A 20,814-nucleotide genomic window follows, 5' to 3' on the forward strand; every position below is an offset into this window, starting at 1 on the left:
AACCCAAATAGGATCAGGCGCCGATGGCGAGCCGTTCATCCCCGGTGTCCTGCACCGGTTCCGGGTCCCGCAGCACATAGCCCCGGCCCCAAACCGTTTCGATATAATTCTGCCCGCCCGTTGCGGTGCTGAGTTTCTTGCGCAGCTTGCAGATAAAGACGTCGATGATCTTCAACTCAGGCTCATCCATGCCGCCATACAGGTGGTTGAGGAACATTTCCTTGGTGAGCGTCGTGCCCTTGCGCAGCGAGAGCAGCTCAAGCATCTGGTATTCTTTGCCGGTCAGGTGCACCGTCTTGCTGTCAACGCTGACGGTCTTGGCGTCCAGGTTCACCGACACATCACCCGTATTGATCACGGATTGCGAATGCCCTTTGGAGCGGCGGATGATGGCGTGAATGCGGGCGACCAGCTCTTCGCGGTGGAACGGTTTGGTCAGGTAGTCGTCCGCACCAAAGCCAAAGCCCTTGATCTTGTTTTCGGTATCGTCCGCGCCTGAGAGGATCAGGATCGGCGTTTCGACACGGGCCAGCCGCAATTGACGCAAAACCTCGTGCCCGTTCATGTCGGGCAGATCGAGGTCCAACAGGATCAGGTCATAATCATAAAGCTTGGCCAGATCGATCCCCTCTTCGCCCAGATCCGTCGCATAGACGTTCAGGTTGGCATGGGTCAGCATCAACTCAATGCTTTTGGACGTCGTCGGATCATCTTCAACAAGCAGCACACGCATTCTAGGCTCTCCAAACTTGGGGTGTCTTGGGTTGAACTAAACGTGAACTGAAAAGGTTAACCACACGTTACCCTTGAGGCAGAGATAGCACAACAACCTAAGGTTGTCTATACTTTTGAAGGGCAGTCGCCTTCAACGCCTCCTCGCCATGTTCGGAGACTGCGCGCACCCACTCCACAAACTCCTCTTCGGAGATGCCATAGCGTTCAAGCGCGACCTCTTGGCTGATCAGTCCAAAGGCCACACCGCGCACCACAGCCGCCTTGCGCGAGGCGACCCATCGCCGCGTCGTTTTGGGCGGCAAATCCGCCTGTGTTAACACCGTGCCATCCGGCAGAGAGACCGCCCGTGGGCCATCGACTTTTTTCAAATACATTGCACCGCTCTTGTCTTGGTTTTGCCCACAATCGGCGCTGGCATTTAATGCAGCGTTAAACGGCCCCTTGAGACTATTTCGCATTTTCATATATATGCGCCGAACCCCTCCCGGAGATGCCCCATGCTTGACCAATCCGGTCCGCTCAACTCGCTTGGTTTTGCCAAGTCCCCTGCCGACACCCGCGTGGTTGTCGCGATGTCGGGCGGCGTGGACAGTTCGGTCGTGGCGGCCGAACTCAAGACGCAGGGCTATGACGTCGTGGGCGTCACTTTGCAGCTTTATGATCACGGGGCGGCGTTGGCCAAAAAGGGGGCCTGCTGTGCGGGCCGTGACATCCATGATGCGCGCCGCGTGGCCGAGGAAATGGGCTTTCCCCACTATGTGCTCGACTACGAAAACGTCTTCAAGGACGCGGTGATAGACGAGTTTGCCGACAGTTATCTGGGCGGGGCCACTCCGGTGCCCTGCATCCGCTGCAACGAGCGGGTGAAATTCAAGGACCTGCTGGAAACGGCCAAGGATCTTGAGGCCGATTGCATGGCCACAGGTCACTATATACAGCGCAAAATGGGCGATTTCGGTGCCGAATTGCACAGTGCCGCAGATGCCGCACGCGACCAAAGCTACTTCCTGTTTTCGACCACGCCCGAGCAGCTTGACTACTTGCGCTTCCCGCTCGGGCACCTGCCGTCCAAGGATGACACCCGCGCATTGGCGGCCAAATACGGGCTGAGCGTGGCCGACAAACCCGACAGTCAGGACATCTGTTTCGTGCCCAATGGCGACTATGCGTCCGTCATCCGCAAACTGCGCCCCGAGGCGGCGGCACCGGGCGATATCGTGGACACCGATGGGCGCGTTCTGGCGGCCCATGACGGGGTGATCAACTATACGATCGGGCAGCGGCGCGGCCTTGGGATCGGGGGCCTTTCGGACCCGCTTTATGTGGTGAAGCTAGATGCGGATGCGCGTCAGGTCATCGTCGGCCCCAAGGAGATGCTCGCGACCCGCACCGTGCCTGTGCGCGAGATCAACTGGCTCGGCGATGTTCCGCTCGACAGTCAATCGGAATGGCATGTGGCGGTCAAAGTCCGCTCGACCCGCCCCCCGACAGACGCCGTGATTCGCCCCATCAGCACGACCGAAGCCACCGTCGAACTGGTCGCCGCCGAAGCAGGCGTGTCCCCCGGGCAAGCCTGCGTGTTTTACGACCGCGACAGCAGTCGGATCTTTGGCGGCGGGTGGATCCACAAAGGCTAGGCGGCGCGGTTGCGTCGCCCGTCTCTATGCGGCTAACTGAACGTGTGTTCAAATCTGTCCGGAGGTCCTGTCGATGCAACTCAACACAACTCAAGCGGTAGTAACGGGCGGCGCGTCAGGGCTTGGCGAAGCAACAGCGCGCCATTTTGCGTCTTTGGGTGCGCGAGTCACCCTGCTGGATCGCGATTCGAATCGGGGCCCGGTGGTCGCAGCCGAGATTGGCGGGCACTTTGCACAGACCGATGTCACGGATGAGGCGTCGGTTCAGGCGGCCATCGATCTGGCGCGCGACAAGATGGGCGGGATTACAGCGGCGGTAAATTGTGCCGGCATCGCGCTTGGGATCAAGACGGTGGGTCGTGACGGTCCGCACCCCCTGCCCGCCTTTCAAAAGACCATCGACATCAATCTGGTGGGCAGCTTCAATGTGGCCCGCCTGGCGGCGGCGGCGATGGCAGACAACACACCCGAACCCGACGGCGCGCGGGGTGTGATCATCAACACGGCCTCTATCGCGGCCTTTGACGGGCAAAAGGGGCAAGCGGCCTATGCGGCCTCCAAAGGGGGGATTGTCGGGCTGACCCTGCCCATGGCGCGGGATCTGGCAAGCAGCGGCGTGCGGGTGATGGCCATCGCGCCGGGTATCTTCAAGACCCCCATGCTGGCCGGACTGCCTGAGGACGTGCAGGCGGGACTGGCCGCAGATGTGCCCAACCCGCCCCGTTTGGGTGATCCGAGCGAATACGCGCGGCTCGCCGCCTTTATCGTCGAAATGGGCTATCTCAACGGCGAGGTGATCCGGCTCGACGGGGCATTGCGGATGCGGTGATGCAATCCGAGCGGAACAAGATGGAGGCGGGGGCCTGGTACAGCTGCCTTGATGACGAACTCGAAGAACTGCGGCGGGTTGCGCTTGACGCGGTGCATGCACATAACATGCTGCCCCCCTCGCAGCGGCGTACGCTCAGCGCGCCCCTGTCCAAGCTGTTCGGAGCCCACGGACCAAACTGCCTGATCGAGGCGCAGTTTCACTGTTCCTACGGGCGCAACATCCATCTGGGGGCCGACGTGTTTATCAATGTGGGCTGCGTCATCCTCGACAGCGCCCCCGTGCATATCGGGGATGGAACGATGATCGGGCCGGGTGCGCATATCCTGTGTGCAGATCATCACCGCGATCCGGTGAAGCGGCGGGCAGGTATCGAAATCGCACGCCCTGTGCGGATCGGGGCGGACGTCTGGATCGGCGCAGGCGCACTTGTCCTGCCGGGTATCACGGTCGGGCCGCGTGCAATCATCGGCGCAGGCAGCGTGGTGACAAAGGATGTCGGCGCAGACGAAACCGTGATCGGGGTCGCGGCCCGCACCCGCTAGGCTTGCGCCTTCTCCTCAAGCGCCAGCCATTCCTCCTCTGCCGCATCAAGTTTGGACTGACGTTCGATCAGCGCATCTGTGGCCTTCTGGAACTTCACCGGGTTTTCAGTGAACAGGTTGGGATCGCTCATCAATTCCTGAATTTTATTGATCTCCGCCTCAAGGCGCTCCAACTCGGCAGGCAGGCTCTCAAGGCGGTGCTTTTCGGTAAAGGTCAGACCGGATGCGGGTGCGTTTTCCGGCTTTGACCTCGCCCCGGACGTCTTTGATTTCGCATGGTTTTCAACCTGCTCATCTGCGCCGCGCTGGCTGCGATAATCCGACCAGCCGCCCGCATAGACAACCGCCTTGCCGTCCCCCTCCATCGCGATGGTTGTGACAGCCACCCGATCCAGAAAATCGCGGTCGTGGCTGACCAGCATCACGGTGCCATCATACTGATCAATCAAGTCCTGCAACAGGTCGAGCGTTTCCACATCCAGATCATTGGTCGGCTCGTCGAGCACCAGCAGGTTCGACGGTTTCGCCATGATCTTGGCCAGCAGCAACCGAGCCTTTTCGCCCCCCGACAGCGAGCGGACAGGTGCGCGGGCCTGCGCATCGTCAAACAAAAACTCCTTGAGATAGCCCACCACATGCTTGGGCGTGCCGCGCACCATGACCTGATCGGCCTTGCCGCTGACGCGCATGTCCGGATCGCCCGTCAGGCTGTCCCACAGGGTCATGTCGCCATCAAGTTTTGCACGCGCCTGATCAAACAGCGCGATATCAAGGTTCGTGCCAAGGGTCACAGTGCCCGTATCCGGCTCCATCTGACCCGTCAGAATGTTCAGAATGGTGGTTTTGCCCACGCCGTTGGGGCCAACAAAGGCAATCCGGTCGCCGCGCTGCACGGTCAGGGAAAACGGCGCAGCGATCACCTTTTCACCAAAGGCTTTCGATATATCCTTGGCCTCGATCACCTTGCGCCCCGACTTTTGGCCCGCGCCAAAGGCCATCGCAGCCGTGCCCTGCCGCTTGATCTGGCTGGCGCGTTCGGCGCGCAATTCCTGCAAGGCGCGCACCCGGCCCTGATTGCGTTTGCGCCGCGCGCTGATGCCCTCGACCGCCCACCGGGCCTCGGCCTTGATCTTGCGGTTGAGCTTGTGACGTTGGGTGTCTTCCTCTTCCCACGTGGTGTCGCGCCACGCCTCAAACGCATCAAAACCCTTCTCTTGACGACGCACCATTCCTCTGTCGATCCAAAGGGTTGCGCGGGTCAGTGCACGCAGAAAGGCGCGGTCGTGGCTGATCAGCACGAAACCGGCGCGGGTGGTTTTCAGCTCACCTTCAAGCCAGGCAATCGCCTCGATATCCAGATGGTTGGTCGGCTCATCCAGCAGCATCAAGCCCGGCTCTTCGGCCATCAGCCGGGCCAGGGCCGCGCGGCGACGCTCCCCCCCGGAGGCGGTGGACACAGGGCGGGCGGGGTCAAATTTCAAACCCGCCCCGGCCCGTTCCACCTTGTATAGATCCGACGCATGCAGCCCGTGCATCGCAAAATCACCAAGAGTGGTAAAGCCGGACATATCCGGGTCCTGCTCCATATAGCCAACGGTGATGCCGGGACCGGCGACAATCTCGCCCTTGTCGGGCTCGACCAGACCGCCCATCACCTTCATCAGCGTCGACTTGCCCGACCCATTACGGCCCACAAGGGCCACACGATCGCCGGGCTGAACGACCAGAGACAGGTCGTCAAACACCGGGTCACCTCCAAATGTGAGGGAGATATCGGAAAGCTGAAGAAGGGGTACACGTGCCATGACGCGCAGCTAGTGGGTCAAGACCTCAGGGTCAACCACAGCCCGCCCTTGCCTCTTCTTTTGACCAAAAATACCGCGGGGAGCCCGAGGGGCTGGCCCCTCGGTCCCGCCCTATCCAAGCACAGCCCGCAAAAGCCGTTTGCGCGCGGGTGGGATCGCGCCAATTTCAACGCCCGTAAACACATGCAAGGTGTTGAGTTGATCATCCACAACCGCGTGATCGCTAACCCACCCGCCCATCATCAAATATGTGCGCAACAGGGGTGGCATGCGCAGCATCGCCTTTTTTTCATCCGGCTTGCGGCGCAGGTGGGCCGCGTATCTGAAAACATGGGGAGCCTTGACGCGGGGCAGCCAGTGCTTGGGGGCCAGATGGCGCGCCTTGAGCATCGCAAATGCGTCCAGATAGTCCGCCGTCTCGGTACCTGCAAAGGACGAACAGCCAAACAGTAACGTCACATCATTGGCATCGACATAGGCTGCCATCGCCCCCCACGCGACGCGCAGGATGTCAGGATCGCTCACCTCGGGGGCCACGCAAAAGCGGCCCATTTCAACCAGATTGCCCGCATACCCTTCCAAGGCTGTCAGTTCGTAATACTGCGCGGAATAGCTTTGAGAGATGTCACCGGCCGTCAATGGCATCATCCGAAAACAGCACACAACCGCACCGTCCATCACCCGTCGGATCAGAATATGGACGCAGCGGGCATCAAAGACGTCTCCATCCAGATCGACCCCAAAGCAACGGGCGCGCAGGGCCCGGGCGGCAGCCATGTCATGCGCAGAACAGGCCCGCTCTGCCAGATAACGGCCCTTGGACAGCCCGATCATGTCTCACATCTCCTGCCATGGGCGGTGACACATGACGTATGCCACACCGCGCGTGACACCAAGGTGACAGGCCAGATCAGTTGTCGCCAAAGACGCCGCCTGCCCCGATGCGCCCGATATTGCCAAAGAGCTGGCGAACGATGTTGGTATCGGTCACGCCACTTTCGGTCACACGGCGCGACAGGGATACGACGCGCCCGTCTTCAAGCCCGAACCGTTCGATGTTGGACAACACGCCCTCGTTGTCAAAGCTGACGGCCAGCACCTGACGTTCAACAATCTGGGGGCGGGTGAAGGCAAAAGTCCTGACCCGGCTGCGCACATAGAAATAGTTGCCACCCTCGAGCACGCCGCCCGCAGTCGGGGGTCCGACCAGGTCCTCGACCGAGGCGCGGGTATCGATCCCGACCACCAGTTCCTGAAGCTCCTCTTCGTTGGGAACATAGCCATGGTTGCGAAAGGTGGAGGAACAGCCCGCCAGCGAAAGGGCCAGAACTGCGGCCAGAAGTGGTGTAAAGGTCCGCATCGTGACCCCCCTTTGTTGCGCCGCCCCTTGCTCAGGAGGCGGAGTGCTTTTATCCCGACTTACTAAAAGGTTTCCCCCGGTTCAAGAAACGAAAGCGTCCAGCATGTCAAAGACCCCTCCGTCACGGGCGGCCCTGCGTGTGGCCGACCTGTCCCAGAACAGCGATACCACCTTCGAAGTGACCCCTGACGCCGCCGCGATGGCCGCCATCGCTGACGCGCTCGGGCTCAGCGGGCTGCGCAAGGTGCGCTTTGGCGGGGCGATCTCGGGGCACGGCGCGCGCGACTGGCAACTTGACGGCACATTGGGGGCCACCGTGACCCAACCCTGCGGCGTGACACTGGTGCCTGTCACCACCCGGCTCGATGTGCCCGTGCGCCGCCTGTTCGTGCATGACTTTCGCCCGGATGAGGATGTGGCCGAGGGCGACGAGGTCGAAATACCCGAGGATGACACCATCGAACCCCTTGGCCAGTGGATTGACCCCGAGGCGATCCTGATCGAAGCGCTCAGCCTTTCGGTGCCTGAATATCCGCGCGCGCCGGATGCTGCATTGGGCGAAACGATTCTGAGCGAGCCGGGTGTGGCCCCCCTCACGGACGAGGCCATTCGCCCCTTTGCGGGGCTTGCGGGCCTCAAGGCGCAGATGGAGGACGACGCAGAGGACTGATTTGCCCTTGCACGTAAGGACGGATCGGGTATTTTGCGCCCTTCACGCAATTTTCGGTTGGACATAAGCTAGGCACTTGCCTAAACGCACGTCACACCTGATCAGGATGATCGAAACCGCGCCCCTTTGCCGGGCAACCCAAACCGCGCCCCTTTGCCGGGCAATTTAAACCGCGCCCCTTTGCCGGGCGACCTGACAATCTCGCATCCCCATCGCTTTGCGATGCGGCTCTGCCCAAATCCAAAGGCCCATTCCAATGGCTGTGCAACAGAATAAAGTGTCGAAATCGCGCCGCAACAACCGCCGCGCCCACGACAGCTTGACCGCCGCAAACCCCAACGAATGCACCAATTGTGGCGAGCTGAAACGCCCCCACCACATCTGTGCTGCCTGCGGTCACTATGACGATAACGAAGTCGTCGCCCTGACCGAAGAGATCGATCTGGAAGACGACGCGGCCTGAGTGGATTGAAAGCGACACAGCAAAACACAGCTCAATGACGGCCCCCCCATCCGATACGGCCGACACGAGGTCAGCGCTCGCTTTTCCGATCATACTTTCTGTTGACGCAATGGGCGGGGACGCGGGCCCCGCCGTTGTTGTGTCTGGCTGTGCGACATCTGCACAGATCAACCCTAAACTCGGCTTTATCCTGCACGGCCCCAAAGTCGAGCTTGAACGGCTGGTGGCGCGCCGCAAGGGTCTGGCCGATCGTTGCGAGATTCGCGACACCACAGACGTCGTCACCATGGAAGACAAGCCCAGCCACGTTGTGCGCAATGGCAAGGACACCTCCATGTGGTCGGCCATCGAATCGGTGCGCGCAGGCGAGGCCACCGTGGCCGTCAGTTGCGGCAACACCGGGGCCCTGATGGCCTTGTCGATGATCCGCCTGCGTAAACTGCCCGGCGTGAACCGCCCTGCCATCGCGGTTTTGTACCCCAGCTCGAACCCTCAAGGCTTCAACGTGATGCTGGATGTGGGTGCGGACGTGCGCGCCGATGCCGATGATCTGCTGCGGTTCGCGCTCATGGGCGCGTCCTATGCCCGCAACGGCCTTGACCTGCCGCGCCCCCGCATCGGGCTGCTGAATGTGGGCACCGAAGAACACAAGGGCCGCGCCGAGCTGAAAGAGGCATACGAGCTGATCAAGGATCACGCGGACGCAGCCGATTTCGAGTTTGTCGGCTTTGTCGAGGGCGGCGATATATCGGGTGATATGGCGGATGTTGTCATCACCGACGGATTTACCGGCAATGTGGCCATCAAGACCGGCGAAGGCACCGCGACCCTGATTGGCGAACGGTTGCGCGAAGCCTTCAAATTCTCGCCCCTGTCGCGCCTCGCCTCACTGCTGGCCTTTACCTCGCTGCGCCGCCTCAAAAAGCGGATCGATCCGCGCCGGGTCAATGGGGGCGTGTTCCTTGGCCTCAATGGCACGGTTGTCAAATCGCACGGGGGCGCAGATGCTACGGGTGTGTCGGCCGCCATCAAGCTTGCGGCCCAATTGGCCGAACTCGGCTTTAACGATAAACTGGCCGCGCGCGTCGCCAAAGTGACCCCGCAGACCGAGGAGAGCGAAACATGACCTTGCGTGCTGTTGTGCGCGGTGTCGGGCATTATCTGCCTGCGCGCGTGGTCGAAAACTCCGAATTTGAGGCCACGCTTGAGACCACGGATGAATGGATTCGGGCGCGCTCGGGCATTGAGCGGCGCCATTTCGCCACTGACACCGACACCACATCGTCGATGGCAACCGCCGCCGCTCAGGCCGCGTTGGCCGATGCAGGCATGGATGTGGATCATATTGACGCCATCGTTCTGGCAACCTCGACCCCCGATCTGACATTCCCCTCGGCGGCCACGATGGTGCAGGCCCAACTGGGCATGACGCACGGCTTTGCCTTTGACATTCAGGCGGTCTGTGCCGGGTTTGTCTATGCGCTGACCAATGCCAACGCGCTGATCGTGTCCGGTCAGGCCAAACGGGTGTTGGTCATCGGGGCCGAGACATTCTCCAAAATCATGGACTGGACGGACCGCGCCACCTGCGTGCTGTTTGGCGACGGCGCGGGCGCGCTGGTGCTTGAGGCACAAGAGGGTGCCGGAACCGCGCAGGATCGCGGTATTCTGGCCACCGACCTCAATTCGGACGGGCGTCACCGCGACCTTTTATATGTGGATGGGGGCGTCAGCACCGGCACCAGCGGCTATCTGCGGATGCAGGGCAATCAGGTGTTCCGCCATGCGGTCGAAAAATTGGCCAGCACCGCCCATACGGCCATGGACCGCGCAGGCGTTACAGCAGATGACGTCACATGGATCGTGCCCCATCAAGCCAATATCCGCATCATCCAGGGCACTGCCAAAAAGATGAAGGTGCCGATGGAGCGCGTCGTGGTCACCGTTCAGGATCACGGCAACACCTCGGCGGCTTCGATCCCGTTGGCGCTGTCGGTGGGGCGCGCACGCGGACAGATCAAGGACGGCGATCTGATCGTGACCGAAGCGATCGGAGGGGGGTTGGCCTGGGGTGCGGTGGTCCTGCGCTGGTAGCCGGGGGGTGCGCATTATGCTGCATCTCCGCAAAATTCCCGCCGAGATTGCATATTTCGTCGATTGCCCAAGCCATTGATATTGACTCGGAATTTCCCCTCCACTTATGCTTCAGCAAAGGGGAGTTCACATGACTGACAAGACTTTGACGCGAATGGACCTGAGCGAAGCGGTATTTCGCGAGGTGGGTTTGTCGCGGAACGAAAGCGCGCAATTGGTTGAAAGCGTGCTGGATCACATGTCTGATTCGCTGGTGAAGGGCGAGCAGGTCAAGATTTCATCCTTTGGCACATTCTCGGTACGCGACAAGTCGGCCCGTATCGGTCGCAACCCCAAAACGGGCGAAGAGGTGCCGATCAATCCCCGCCGGGTTCTGACCTTCCGCCCCTCGCATCTGATGAAAGATCGTGTGGCCAGCGGCAACAAGTCCTGAGCTGATGTCAAAATCCGCAGACGCCTTTCGCACCATCTCTGAAGTGGCTGACTGGTTGGGTGTGCAAACCCACGTGCTGCGGTTCTGGGAAAGCAAGTTTACCCAGGTCAAACCCGTCAAACGCGCTGGTGGGCGGCGGTATTACCGCCCCGCCGATATGCTTCTTCTGGGCGGCATCCGCAAATTGCTGCATGATGACGGGCTGACCATCAAAGGCGTCCAGAAAATCCTGCGCGAAGAGGGCATGGCCCATGTCTCGGACATGTCCAAGGCCCTGGACGAGGAAACCGAGGCGCAGCTCGACAGCGATCTTGTGGCCCGTGCGGAGGATGATATCCCCCCTGCCCCGGCCCCAAGCGCACCGCCGCCGATCTCGCGCGAACCGACCGAGGCCAACGCGGCCTTTCTGTCCGAAACCGTGCTGTCCCCCGCGCCGGTGGAGCCACCCAAAGTGGACACGCCACCGCCCCCAACCATGCCCGACGTGTTGGCCGAACCCGTGCCACCGGCCGCGCCGACCCCACGTGCCGATCCGGCACCAGCAGCGGATGTCGCGCCACCTGCGCAGCCCGATCCTGTCACGCCGCCCGAGGACCCAACACCCGAGCCCGCCGCCCCTGACGCTGATATGGACCCGGTACCGCCAACCCCGATCCCCGCAGATATGGAACCGGAGGCACCAGCAGTACCGCTTGACCCGCAGCCGGAACCGATCGCGGCCAGTGCACCCGAACCTGCCCCAGTGGTCGTCCCCGAGGTTGACCCCGAGCCCGCGCCAGACCCTCAGATGGCACCAGAGGCTCCCTCCGGACCTGCCCCTGCTGAAACGCACACCCTGCCCTCTTTCCTGACTGAACCGCTTGCGCCCGTGCCCACAAGCCCGCTCGCGCGTGTCGTGGATGTGCCCGACGATGCGGACCCGGCCAGCTATGAGGTTGCGCCCTCTGCGCTGACCCGTGTGAGCCAGATTGATCGGCTCAGCCCCGATCAGATCAGCGCGATCCGCCCCCTTGTCGCCCAGCTGTCCGCACTGCGCGATCAGATGGTGGGCACCCGCACCGACGCCCCCTAAGCCAAGAACGCCCATCCGTGCCAATTCCCCCTTGCCCCCGGCCAAAATTCGGTTATGACACGGGCAAAGTCGGGCTATGGCGCAGCCTGGTAGCGCGTCCGTCTGGGGGACGGAAGGTCGCAGGTTCGAGTCCTGCTAGCCCGACCATTTACAACGGCTTCCGCGCTACGGGGCCACGCATCACCGCCCTGAAAGCCAACGATATCGAGGGGACGGGATGACTGGCGTACTTGCAGACACACATCTGAAGACCATGATCGCGCACGACGAAATTACGGCGGATGTGGCGGTCACCGATGCACAGGTGCAGCCCGCGAGCCTTGATCTGCGCCTTGGCCACGTGGCCTATCGCGTGCGCGCCTCGTTTCTGGCCGGGCATGGGCGCACCGTCACGGATCGTCTGGCCGAATTCGAAATGCACCGGGTCGATCTGTCAGACGGGGCCGTCCTTGAAAAAGGGTGTGTCTATGTCGTCCCGTTGATGGAGCGGCTGGACCTGCCCGACGGCATCCAGGCGGTCGCCAACGCCAAAAGCTCGACCGGGCGGCTGGATCTGCTGACCCGGCTGATCACCGATGGCGGGGCCGAATTTGATCGGATTGCGCCGGGCTATCAGGGGCCGCTTTATGCTGAAATCTGCCCGCGCTCGTTCTCTGTGCTGGTGCGGCCCGGCATGCGCCTGAACCAGATCCGGTTTCGCGCGGGCCAAGCGGTGTTGGGTGACGACGAACTGAACGTCCTGCACGCCGAGATGCCGCTGGTCGATGGCACGGCGGTGATCGACGAGGGGCTCGGCTTTTCCGTCGATCTGCGTCTGCCCGACACCACGCTGGTTGGTTACCGCGCCAAGCCGCACACGGGCGTCATCGATCTGGACAGGATCGGACATTATGACCCCACCGAATTCTGGGAAGAGGTCCACAGCGGCGATGGTCACATCATTCTGGACCCCGGTGCCTTCTATATTCTGGTGAGCCGCGAGGCGGTCCACATCCCGCCCGATTATGCCGCTGAAATGGCCCCCTACCTTGCCATGGTGGGTGAATTCCGGGTCCATTACGCAGGCTTTTTCGACCCCGGCTTTGGGCACGACCCTGCGGGTGGGGCCGGGTCGCGCGGTGTGCTTGAGGTGCGCTGCCATGAGGCCCCGTTCGTGCTGGAACATGGCCAGATCGTGGGTCGGCTGATCTACGAGCGTATGAAGGCGCGCCCGGCCCAGATGTATGGTGCAGGGATCGCCTCAAACTATCAGGGTCAGGGCCTGAAGCTCTCCAAGCACTTTGCCACGCCGCGCTAGGCCGGGTCGCCTGCCTCGGGGGGGGGCACGTTGACCTCGCTTTCGTTGGGCGTGTCCCGCTTGAAGATACGCTTGCCCGCCGACTGGATCGAGGCAAAGGCATCTTCGGCCATGAACCCGGACAGGAATGCGATAAAGGCAACCGTATAGGGGCTGAGTTCAACGTCATTGGCTGTTCCCCCGCCTTGGGTCAGGGCCAGCATGCCCGCCCCCGAAAACAGAAAGATCGCGATGGCGGCGGCAATCCCTTCGCCCACATTCACGAACAGGCGCGACAGGGTCAGGGTATCGGCGTGCACCGAAGAATAGTATCGGCGCGAGAACGCGACCACGGTGCCCAGCCCCCCTGCCGCAATCGTCACAATCAGGGTAAGGAAGATGGTGGGAAAGCTGACCAGCCGCATCAACACGTCCGGGATCAGAGGGATGTTCATCGACAGAGCCGCCAGCCGGGCGCGGGTCACGGACCCGATCGGCAGCACCTGGCGCAGCGCCATGATGCGCTCGTCATGCTGCCCCCGCTGCGCCTCAAGCGCCGTAATCTGGTTTTTGACGACATCGCGTTCTTGTTGCAGATCATGCGAGGCCTTGTTCGTGCGCTCAAGGGCGGCAAGCAAGTCATCCAGCTTGAGCCGTGACGCATTGGCCAGCGTGGTGAAGGCATCGCGGCTGTCCGCATCAAGGTCGGCGTCCCCGATCCCCTCCTCGACCACACTGATCAACGAGGTGACACGGGTATGCGGGCCAAGGCCGGTCTGGTTGAACACAAGCTCGTATTTGCTGCGCGCCGGGGCTTGCAGGGCGTATTGATACTCGGTCAGGTCCGCCACGATCAGGTCCGCCTGCACCCGCAGCGTCTCGCGGTCTCGGTTGATCGGGCCGTATGACAACAGGATCCGCGCCTCGTAATCGGCCACCTGTTCGCGCAGGTCGCGCAGGCTGCCGGCCAGTTGCAGCTTGGCATATTCGAGGTTCTGCTCGCGGCGCAGGATAAAGATCATGTTGTCGATATCCGCATCCTGTCCGGCGGCCGCGGTATCGCCTTCGATCTGGGTGCGCATCGGTTCGCTCTGCCATGCAGTGCGATAAATATAGCTGCCAAAGCCAAGCGTGACGAGCATCACAAACAACACATAAAGGGTAACGACCGTCACCCCCAAAGAAAGAGAGCCTACACGGTTTCCTGTCGTGTCATCGCCCATAGCTTAAATCCCCCACTTTATAGCAACGGGGTTACGCTAGGGCACGACCTGTGGTGGATCAACGGGGGTTTTCCTGACCGTGTTGAGATCGGGTCAGCTCCGATTGTTCTGGGCACGGGCCTGTTTGGCAGCCCGTCGGGCCGCGCGCACCTGCCGGATTTCCGCTTGGGTCGGCGGCGCATCATCCTCGATATCAAAGCTTTCAGCCATCTGGTTTTGCGGCTGGCGGACGCGGTTTTGTGCAGGGGGGTGTCCCGATTTCCGGCCCCGTCCGATGCGGTTCACGCCCGCATTGATCCCTGAATTGATCGCTTTGCGCATGATGATGCGCATGACCATGTTGATGATCTGATTGGCATTCATGGCACTGCTCCTGCCCTGTTCGGCGTCCTGTGCATTCAATATAGCATCAAATGCGGCGAATTTCAGGCCCGTGGGGGCTCTAATCCTCAAAAAGCTCGGATTGGCCTTCGGTGTCTTCGGTCTCTTCTTCGGTCTCGGGGCCGGGGATCGTGCCGGGTGGTGGGCGGTTTTCCAGCAATCCGGCGGCGCGCAACTCCTTTAGGCCCGGCAAATCGCGCGCGTTCTCAAGGCCAAAGTGATCAAGGAAAGATTGCGTGACCACAAAGGTCACAGGCCGCCCTGGGGTCATCTTGCGCCGCCCAAACCGGATCCATTCCAGTTCAAGCAGTTGGTCCACCGTGCCGCGGCTGACGGACACGCCGCGGATCTCCTCGATCTCGGCGCGGGTAACGGGTTGGTGGTAGGCGATGATCGCAAGGGTTTCGATGGCCGCACGGGACAACTTGCGCGTCTCGACCGTTTCCTTTTGCATCAGAAACCCAAGGTCGGCGGCCGTGCGGATCGCCCAGGCATCACCGATCTTCATCACCTGCACGCCGCGCCCCTCATAGCGTTTGCGCAAGTAAACCAGCGCCTCCGCCGGGTCGCAGCCATGAGGCATCCGCGCCTCAAGTTCGCGCACGGTGATGGGTTCCGCCGTGGCAAACAGGATCGCCTCGATCATGCGTTCCTGTTCCGCCATCGGGGGGGCTTCAAACAGGCTTTCTTCTTTTTCTTCAAGTGCTTCTGTCACGAGGCTCATCTCTTTTACGCAATTGGATCGGGGCAAAGGTCTCGGTTTGGCGGATTTCAAGGTGACCTTCCTTGACCAGCTCCAGCGACGCGGCAAAAGTGGCCGCAGTAGCAGAACGGCGTTTGACCGGGTCTATCTCCCAGCCCTCGGGCAGATAGGACAGGATATCAGTCCACTCCCCCGCATAGCCGATCAGACCGCGCATCCGATCCAGCGCCTGTTCCATCGTGAACACCGCGTCGCGGTCCATCACGAAGGGGCGGAATTCGTCGCGGGTGCGGATACGCGCATAGCCTTGCATCAGATCAAGCAGAGTCGCGGAATAGGTCACCTTGCGCACCCGCGTGACCATCTCGGACTGGCCGCGCGCAAAGAAATCACGGCCCAATTGGTCGCGCGCCATCAGTCGCGCAGCGGCGTCCCGCATCGCCTGCAAGCGTTCAAGTTGGAATGCCAGATGGGCGGCCAGTTCTTCGCCCGATGGCCCCTCTTCGGTCGGATCGGGCGGCAGAAGCAGGCGGGATTTGAGGAAGGCGAGCCAGGCCGCCATCACCAGATAGTCGGCGGCCAGTTCGAGCCGCAACTGCTTCGCTTTTTCGACAAAGGCGAGGTATTGATGGGCGAGTTGCAGCACCGAAATCTTGCGCAGATCGACCTTTTGGGTTCGCGATAGGGTCAAGAGCAGGTCCAGCGGCCCCTCGTACCCGTCCACGTCAATGATCAGCGCCTCGGCAGCAAGGCGGTCGGCAACCGACACGCTGTCTTCTTCAAAGCTGTCTTCAGCCATGCCTGCTCATCGTCACACGTCCCCGCCCAAAAGCGCCTCAAGTTCGGCGTTCAGGTCGACAATGTCAATGTCATCAGGGGTGCGCCGGGCGGCCAATGCGGCCTCGGCACGGCGTTGCGCGGTGTCACTCATGGGCCCTGCTGCGTTGGCAGAGGTGATTCGGCTGGCAAGCGGCGCATTGCAATGCAGGATCACATCGCAGCCCGCCTCCAACGACCGGCGCGCAATTTGATCAACCGTGCCACGCAGCGCCTTCATCCCGATATCATCCGTCATTATCAGCCCGTCAAAGCCGATCTCGTCGCGGATCAGGGTCATCGTGTCGCGCGACAGGGTGGCGGGCACCTCGTCCACGGCCTCGTAGACCACATGGGCAGTCATCCCCATCGGCAGGTCGTTGAGTGCACGGAAAGGGGCAAAATCAGTCTCGCGCAGGGTATCAAGGCTTACATCCACACGCGGCAGATCATAGTGGCTGTCGAGATCGGTACGTCCATGGCCCGGGATGTGCTTGAGCACCGGCAATACGCCCCCATCCAGCATGCCGTTGGCCGCGGCCCGCCCAAGAAGCGCAATGTCAGCAGGCGAAGTGCCATAGCAGCGGTTGCGCAGGAAATCATGGGTCTGTTTGACGATGATATCGACCATTGGCGCGCAATTGCTGTCGATGCTGAGTGCTTTAAGTTCGTACGCTATATGTCTGTGGCGCAAGTACATTGCGCGTTCAGCGTTGTCTCCGGCCCGCTGCACAAAGTCGAGCGGTGGCAGATGTTCTGTCCAGGTGGGTCCACGCAGGCGCTGTACGCGCCCCCCTTCCTGATCAATGGTGATCGGGGCGTCACGGCCCACAGCATCGCGCATCTCACAGCACAACCCATAGACCTGATCAGGCGTGTCGATATTGCGGGCAAACAGGATGAACCCAAACGGATCCGCTTCACGAAAGAACGCCTTTTCATCGATGCTGAGCGTCAGCCCATCCGCGTCGAGAATGGTCGCGCCAAAATTCATCGTGTGACGACCGGGATGCAATCCGCGCCTTCGGCGACAAGTGCCGAACAGAACCGACGCGCGTCGCTGAGGTCGGCAAAGCCATGGGCGCGCAGGCGGTAAAAGGTGCGCCCGCCCGATTGAGCCTGCTGCACGATCCGGTCCTTGCCCTTGAGGTAGTCGCCAAAGCGGCCTTGCATCTTGTCCCACTGTTCGCGCGCAATCTCGGGGCTGTCGAACGCGCCAAGCTGGACCAGACGGGTGCCCGTGGGAATCGTCGTCGCATCAAGGTCTTGCGTGCCTTGCGCTTCGGCAATAGCCGCGACAGGCACAACCACGGCGGGGGCAGTTTTGGGGCGCAATTGGGGACGTCTGGATTGGGACGGCCCGGGGCCTGTGACGGTCGGCGCGGGCGCTGTCACGGTGGGAACGGGTATGTCGGCGGCGGCAACACGTGCCGGGTCCGCCGCGATGGGGTCCGCCTCAATCGGGTCGGTATCGATCGCATCGACCCCGGCGGTAAGCTGGTTCACCAGGTCCTCAACACTGTCCGTCGCCAGAACGTCACTTGGCGCGGCCTCAAGGCTGGCAGACACATTCAACGGTTCGGGCTGTTGCACAGGGGCCACCGTTTCAGCCGTCATTGGCAAGTCTTCGTCGCTCAGATCCATGGGGCGCGGTGCCAGAACAAGCCGATCCACGGGGCCGGATGCTTCACCGACAGCAGCCACTTCATTCACGGCAAGGCCGGTGTTCTGGGCCAGTTGTCCACCCGGCTCACTGGGACGGATACGCATTTCACCCTCGGCCGCACGCACCACCGGAATACCCGAGACATCGCGCATCACCAGCTTGTACCCCCAGACCGATACGCCCGCGATCAGCGCCAGAGACACGGCGGCCCCGGCCAGATTAGTCAGGTTCTTCAGTGGATTGGAGGGCGTTTCTGAAGCTGTATTGGGGGATGTATATCCCACGTGACCCACATGGTGGGTGAACTGCATATCTGCCATCTGTGCCTCGTTGTCCGCGCCGATACGTGCCCGCGCAGATCATCTGATTGTGGGTGCGCCCGAAAGAGGCGCAAGGGGAAGTCGGTGCCTGTTGTGCCCCTTTTGGCGGGGCTAACGCAGCTCTTTGGCTGGTTCTACGCCAAGAATATCAAGGCCAGCCGCAATTACAACGGCGCAGGCACGCGCAAGGGCGATTTTTGCCTGCGAGGTGGCCGCGTCCTCCTGCAGGAAGCGTAACGAAGCCACGTCGTTGCCCCGGTTCCACAGCCCGTGGAAGGTGCCCGCCAGGTCATAAAGGTAGAAGGCAACCCGGTGCGGTTCATTGCTGCGCGCCGCCGTTTCGACCAGCCGGGGCCATTCGGCGAGCTTGGCCGCCAGCGCCAGTTCCGCATCGTGATCGAGTTTGGACAGGTCGGCCTGCGCAAGCGTTTCATCATCCACCGCGACCCCCGCAGCCTCGGCCTTGCCCAGAACGGACGTCACCCGGGCAAAGGCGTATTGGACGTAGAACACCGGGTTTTCGCGGCTTTGTTCCAGCACCTTGTCGAAATCGAAATCCAACGGTGCGTCGTTCTTGCGGGTCAGCATATGGAAGCGGGTCACGCCCGGCCCCACCTGATCGACCACATCGCGCAGGGTCACAAAGGTCCCTGCCCGTTTGGACATCTTGAAGGGTTGGCCGTTCTTGAACAGCTTGACCAGTTGGGTCAGCTTGATGTCGAGCGGGACCGTGCCCCCCGACAGTGCGCTGACAGCCGCCTTCATCCGTTTGACATAGCCGCCATGATCGGCCCCGAACACGTCAATCAGCGCATCAAAGCCCGTCGTGCCATCCGGGTTCTTCCGCGTGATCTTGTCATAGTGGTAGGCGATGTCGGGCGCGAAATAGGTCCACGCCCCATCGGATTTCATCACTGGCCGGTCCACATCGTCGCCGTGATCGGTCGATTTGAACAGCGTCTGCTCGCGTGGCTCCCAATCCTCGGGCTTCTTGCCCTTGGGCGGTTCCAGCACACCTTCATAGATCAGCCCTTTGGCGCGCAGATCATCCAGCGCCGCTTCGATCCGGCCCGTGCCATAGAGCGACTTTTCGGAATAGAACACGTCCATCTCGACGCCAAGCGCTTTGAGGTCGGCGCGGATCAGGTCCATCATCGCTTCGGTCGCGTAGTCGCGCACCTCGTCCAGCCAGAATTGTTCACCCTTGTCGACAAACTTGTCGCCGACCTTCTCTTTCAGTGCTTGGCCGACCTCGATCAGGTAGTCACCCGGGTAGGTGCCATCGGGAAAGGCGACCTCCTGCCCGTGCGCCTCAAGATAGCGCAGGTACACGGAGCGTGCGAGCACATCGACCTGAGCGCCGCCATCATTGATATAGTATTCGCGTGTCACATCGTGGCCGGCAAAATCCAGCAGCGAGGCCAGTGCATCGCCGAACACAGCACCGCGCGTATGCCCCACATGCAGCGGCCCGGTGGGGTTGGCCGAGACATATTCGACATTCACCCGTTTGCCCGCGCCCATGTCAGAGCGGCCAAAATCAGTGCCCTTCGCCAAAATGGCCCCCACGACCCCCTGCCAGACGCTTGGTGCCAGCCGCAGATTCAGGAACCCCGGCCCGGCCACCTCGGCGCTGGTGATGCGCGGATCATTTGCCAACCGGGCGGCAAGGGTTTCGGCAATATCGCGCGGCTTCATCCCCGCAGGTTTGGCCAAAACCATCGCCGCGTTCGTTGCCATATCGCCGTGGGCCGCATCCCGCGGCGGCTCCACTGCGACGTTGTCAGTCGACAGTCCCTCGGGCAGCACGCCCTCTGCCACCATGGCGGCAAGGTCGGACAGCACAAGGGCGCGGATATCGGCGAAAAGGTTCATAGTCTTCTTATCTTGAACGGTGTTGAAGTGCGTGTATCAACTATAAGTGCAAGGTCAACGCCAAGATTTACGGTCACAAATGTCTTATGAAGTCGCATTCACCGCAATTCTGCTTGTTTCGCTCGGGTTCTGTATCGGCATTCTGTCGGCGCTGAATGTAACCCGGGGTACGCCCGGCTCACTACCCGTCGAAGAAGTACAGGCCGAACAGAGCCTGAAATTCGCGGGTGTCTTCCTGATTGGGCTGAGTGCGGCTTTGGTCCAGTCGGTGTATCTGGGCTTTCAGTTCAAGAATGACTGGAACACAAACACATATTTCGCGCAGTTCCTTTATATGCTGTCGATCGGCTATGCGGCATTCGTCGCCCTTTTGATGCTCGGGCGGTGGCGGCGCAGGATTTCACTGGCCGCCTATATCGGCCATGTGTCACTTTCGGCGATCCTGATAATCCTGGGATCGGCCTGCATGTTCGTGGTGTTTGGACTGGTGCACACGCGCGAAGAAGGTCCTGTTTGAAGAAGGTCCTGTTTACAGTGACGAGGCGATGTATTTCTCTGCCGTGACGTTTTCGACCCTGGGCTTCGGCGATATCAAGCCTCAAGAGGGTCAATCGCGGTTCGTCGCCTCGTTTGGCGCAATTCTTGGCAATGTTCATCTGGCGCTGTTCGCAGCGGCCGCATTTGCGACACTGAGGGTCGAACCCGATCCCTAGCCGACCAGAGCCGTCACGGTACCCAGAACGATCAGTATGGCAAGGATGCGAAATGCGTTCTTGTCCATGGAGATAGCCCAGTTGCGCACATTCGACGCTACACGTTCATCCGTGCTCAGTGATGCAGTGGTTTTTCTGTTCATGGCACCTCTTTAAAACTCTTTCGAGCTTTTGGGATATCGGATCATACTGTTGCTT

25 protein-coding genes and 1 tRNA gene are annotated in these 20,814 nt (G+C 61.3%); 13 read left to right on the forward strand and 13 right to left on the reverse strand.

Features of this window, described 5'->3' with window-relative positions:
* Positions 1-13 precede the first annotated feature (13 nt).
* Both ctrA and Q0859_RS05270 read right to left on the reverse strand, forming a co-directional pair.
* The gene (ctrA, locus tag Q0859_RS05265; protein WP_299148305.1) at positions 14-733 is read right to left on the reverse strand and encodes a response regulator transcription factor CtrA; all 720 of its coding nucleotides are present in this window, start codon (positions 731-733) and stop codon (positions 14-16) included.
* 97 nt (positions 734-830) lie between these two features.
* Entirely contained in the window at positions 831-1,109 is a 279-nt protein-coding gene (locus Q0859_RS05270) for a DUF1153 domain-containing protein (protein ID WP_299148307.1), read from the reverse strand.
* 123 nt (positions 1,110-1,232) lie between these two features.
* Here Q0859_RS05270 and mnmA point away from each other — a divergent pair, with 123 nt between their 5' ends.
* The 3 genes from mnmA to Q0859_RS05285 all read left to right on the forward strand — a co-directional run bounded on the left by mnmA (position 1,233) and on the right by Q0859_RS05285 (position 3,746).
* The gene (gene mnmA, locus Q0859_RS05275) at positions 1,233-2,372 is read left to right on the forward strand and encodes a tRNA 2-thiouridine(34) synthase MnmA (protein ID WP_299148309.1); all 1,140 of its coding nucleotides are present in this window, start codon (positions 1,233-1,235) and stop codon (positions 2,370-2,372) included.
* A 73-nt stretch (positions 2,373-2,445) separates the two neighbouring features.
* A complete protein-coding gene (locus Q0859_RS05280; protein ID WP_299148311.1) occupies positions 2,446-3,201 on the forward strand; it encodes an SDR family NAD(P)-dependent oxidoreductase in 756 nt (251 codons plus the stop codon).
* Entirely contained in the window at positions 3,201-3,746 is a 546-nt protein-coding gene (locus Q0859_RS05285) for a sugar O-acetyltransferase (protein WP_366523177.1), read from the forward strand. The genes Q0859_RS05280 and Q0859_RS05285 overlap by 1 nt, the downstream gene beginning before the upstream one ends.
* Here Q0859_RS05285 and Q0859_RS05290 read toward each other — a convergent pair.
* From Q0859_RS05290 to Q0859_RS05300, 3 genes are all read right to left on the reverse strand, one after another.
* Positions 3,743-5,551 (reverse strand): ATP-binding cassette domain-containing protein, encoded by a 1,809-nt coding sequence (locus Q0859_RS05290; RefSeq protein WP_299148315.1) that lies wholly within the window; start codon positions 5,549-5,551, stop codon positions 3,743-3,745. The two genes, Q0859_RS05285 and Q0859_RS05290, sit on opposite strands and share 4 nt — an antisense overlap.
* Before the next feature lie 111 nt (positions 5,552-5,662).
* A complete protein-coding gene (locus tag Q0859_RS05295; RefSeq protein ID WP_299148317.1) occupies positions 5,663-6,385 on the reverse strand; it encodes a GNAT family N-acyltransferase in 723 nt (240 codons plus the stop codon).
* Positions 6,386-6,461: 76 nt separating this feature from the next.
* Positions 6,462-6,911 (reverse strand): outer membrane protein assembly factor BamE, encoded by a 450-nt coding sequence (locus Q0859_RS05300; protein ID WP_299148319.1) that lies wholly within the window; start codon positions 6,909-6,911, stop codon positions 6,462-6,464.
* Positions 6,912-7,014: 103 nt separating this feature from the next.
* Between Q0859_RS05300 and Q0859_RS05305 the strand changes: the two genes are divergently transcribed.
* The 8 genes from Q0859_RS05305 (at position 7,015) to Q0859_RS05340 (ending at position 12,940) form a co-directional block, all read left to right on the forward strand.
* Positions 7,015-7,581, forward strand: a complete 567-nt coding sequence (locus Q0859_RS05305) for a DUF177 domain-containing protein (protein WP_299148321.1) — start codon at positions 7,015-7,017, stop codon at positions 7,579-7,581.
* A gap of 256 nt (positions 7,582-7,837) precedes the next feature.
* Positions 7,838-8,044 (forward strand): 50S ribosomal protein L32, encoded by a 207-nt coding sequence (gene rpmF / locus Q0859_RS05310; RefSeq protein WP_299148323.1) that lies wholly within the window; start codon positions 7,838-7,840, stop codon positions 8,042-8,044.
* Between the two features lie 34 nt (positions 8,045-8,078).
* Complete coding sequence (plsX, locus tag Q0859_RS05315) at positions 8,079-9,170, forward strand: phosphate acyltransferase PlsX (RefSeq protein WP_299148325.1); 1,092 nt, start codon at positions 8,079-8,081, stop codon at positions 9,168-9,170.
* Positions 9,167-10,138 carry a beta-ketoacyl-ACP synthase III gene (locus tag Q0859_RS05320; protein WP_299148327.1) on the forward strand — a complete coding sequence of 324 codons (972 nt, stop codon included), beginning with the start codon at positions 9,167-9,169 and terminating at the stop codon, positions 10,136-10,138. Before plsX ends, Q0859_RS05320 begins: the two co-directional genes overlap by 4 nt.
* 130 nt (positions 10,139-10,268) lie before the next feature.
* The gene (gene ihfA / locus Q0859_RS05325; protein ID WP_299148329.1) at positions 10,269-10,571 is read left to right on the forward strand and encodes an integration host factor subunit alpha; all 303 of its coding nucleotides are present in this window, start codon (positions 10,269-10,271) and stop codon (positions 10,569-10,571) included.
* A 4-nt stretch (positions 10,572-10,575) separates the two neighbouring features.
* The gene (locus Q0859_RS05330) at positions 10,576-11,643 is read left to right on the forward strand and encodes a MerR family transcriptional regulator (protein WP_299148331.1); all 1,068 of its coding nucleotides are present in this window, start codon (positions 10,576-10,578) and stop codon (positions 11,641-11,643) included.
* 70 nt (positions 11,644-11,713) lie between these two features.
* Positions 11,714-11,790: transfer RNA gene (locus tag Q0859_RS05335), tRNA-Pro, on the forward strand.
* 70 nt (positions 11,791-11,860) lie between these two features.
* Positions 11,861-12,940, forward strand: coding sequence for a 2'-deoxycytidine 5'-triphosphate deaminase (locus tag Q0859_RS05340; RefSeq protein ID WP_299148332.1), 1,080 nt, complete (start codon positions 11,861-11,863; stop codon positions 12,938-12,940).
* On the opposite strand, the gene Q0859_RS05345 is transcribed toward Q0859_RS05340, so the two are convergent.
* The 7 genes from Q0859_RS05345 to argS all read right to left on the reverse strand — a co-directional run bounded on the left by Q0859_RS05345 (position 12,937) and on the right by argS (position 19,903).
* Positions 12,937-14,142, reverse strand: a complete 1,206-nt coding sequence (locus tag Q0859_RS05345) for a hypothetical protein (protein WP_299148335.1) — start codon at positions 14,140-14,142, stop codon at positions 12,937-12,939. The genes Q0859_RS05340 and Q0859_RS05345 overlap by 4 nt on opposite strands.
* 93 nt (positions 14,143-14,235) lie before the next feature.
* Positions 14,236-14,505: a hypothetical protein gene (locus tag Q0859_RS05350; protein ID WP_299148337.1), complete on the reverse strand. Its 270-nt coding sequence runs from the start codon at positions 14,503-14,505 to the stop codon at positions 14,236-14,238.
* Between the two features lie 79 nt (positions 14,506-14,584).
* Positions 14,585-15,238 carry an SMC-Scp complex subunit ScpB gene (gene scpB / locus Q0859_RS05355; RefSeq protein WP_299148929.1) on the reverse strand — a complete coding sequence of 218 codons (654 nt, stop codon included), beginning with the start codon at positions 15,236-15,238 and terminating at the stop codon, positions 14,585-14,587.
* Complete coding sequence (locus Q0859_RS05360; RefSeq protein ID WP_299148339.1) at positions 15,222-16,025, reverse strand: ScpA family protein; 804 nt, start codon at positions 16,023-16,025, stop codon at positions 15,222-15,224. The genes scpB and Q0859_RS05360 overlap by 17 nt, the downstream gene beginning before the upstream one ends.
* A 12-nt stretch (positions 16,026-16,037) precedes the next feature.
* Positions 16,038-17,036: a beta-N-acetylhexosaminidase gene (nagZ, locus tag Q0859_RS05365; protein WP_299148341.1), complete on the reverse strand. Its 999-nt coding sequence runs from the start codon at positions 17,034-17,036 to the stop codon at positions 16,038-16,040.
* Positions 17,033-18,028: an SPOR domain-containing protein gene (locus Q0859_RS05370; RefSeq protein ID WP_299148342.1), complete on the reverse strand. Its 996-nt coding sequence runs from the start codon at positions 18,026-18,028 to the stop codon at positions 17,033-17,035. Before Q0859_RS05370 ends, nagZ begins: the two co-directional genes overlap by 4 nt.
* 111 nt (positions 18,029-18,139) lie before the next feature.
* Entirely contained in the window at positions 18,140-19,903 is a 1,764-nt protein-coding gene (gene argS / locus Q0859_RS05375; protein WP_299148344.1) for an arginine--tRNA ligase, read from the reverse strand.
* A gap of 79 nt (positions 19,904-19,982) precedes the next feature.
* On the opposite strand from argS, the gene Q0859_RS05380 reads away from it, so the two are divergent.
* A complete protein-coding gene (locus tag Q0859_RS05380) occupies positions 19,983-20,420 on the forward strand; it encodes a hypothetical protein (RefSeq protein ID WP_299148346.1) in 438 nt (145 codons plus the stop codon).
* Positions 20,383-20,616 (forward strand): potassium channel family protein, encoded by a 234-nt coding sequence (locus Q0859_RS05385; protein ID WP_299148348.1) that lies wholly within the window; start codon positions 20,383-20,385, stop codon positions 20,614-20,616. Before Q0859_RS05380 ends, Q0859_RS05385 begins: the two co-directional genes overlap by 38 nt.
* Here the strand turns inward: Q0859_RS05385 and Q0859_RS05390 are convergent.
* A complete protein-coding gene (locus Q0859_RS05390; RefSeq protein WP_299148350.1) occupies positions 20,613-20,759 on the reverse strand; it encodes a hypothetical protein in 147 nt (48 codons plus the stop codon). The genes Q0859_RS05385 and Q0859_RS05390 overlap by 4 nt on opposite strands.
* Between the last annotated feature and the right edge of the window lie 55 nt (positions 20,760-20,814).

Origin of the sequence: uncultured Tateyamaria sp. (genome assembly GCF_947497045.1) — a bacterium.
GTDB lineage: Bacteria > Pseudomonadota > Alphaproteobacteria > Rhodobacterales > Rhodobacteraceae > Tateyamaria.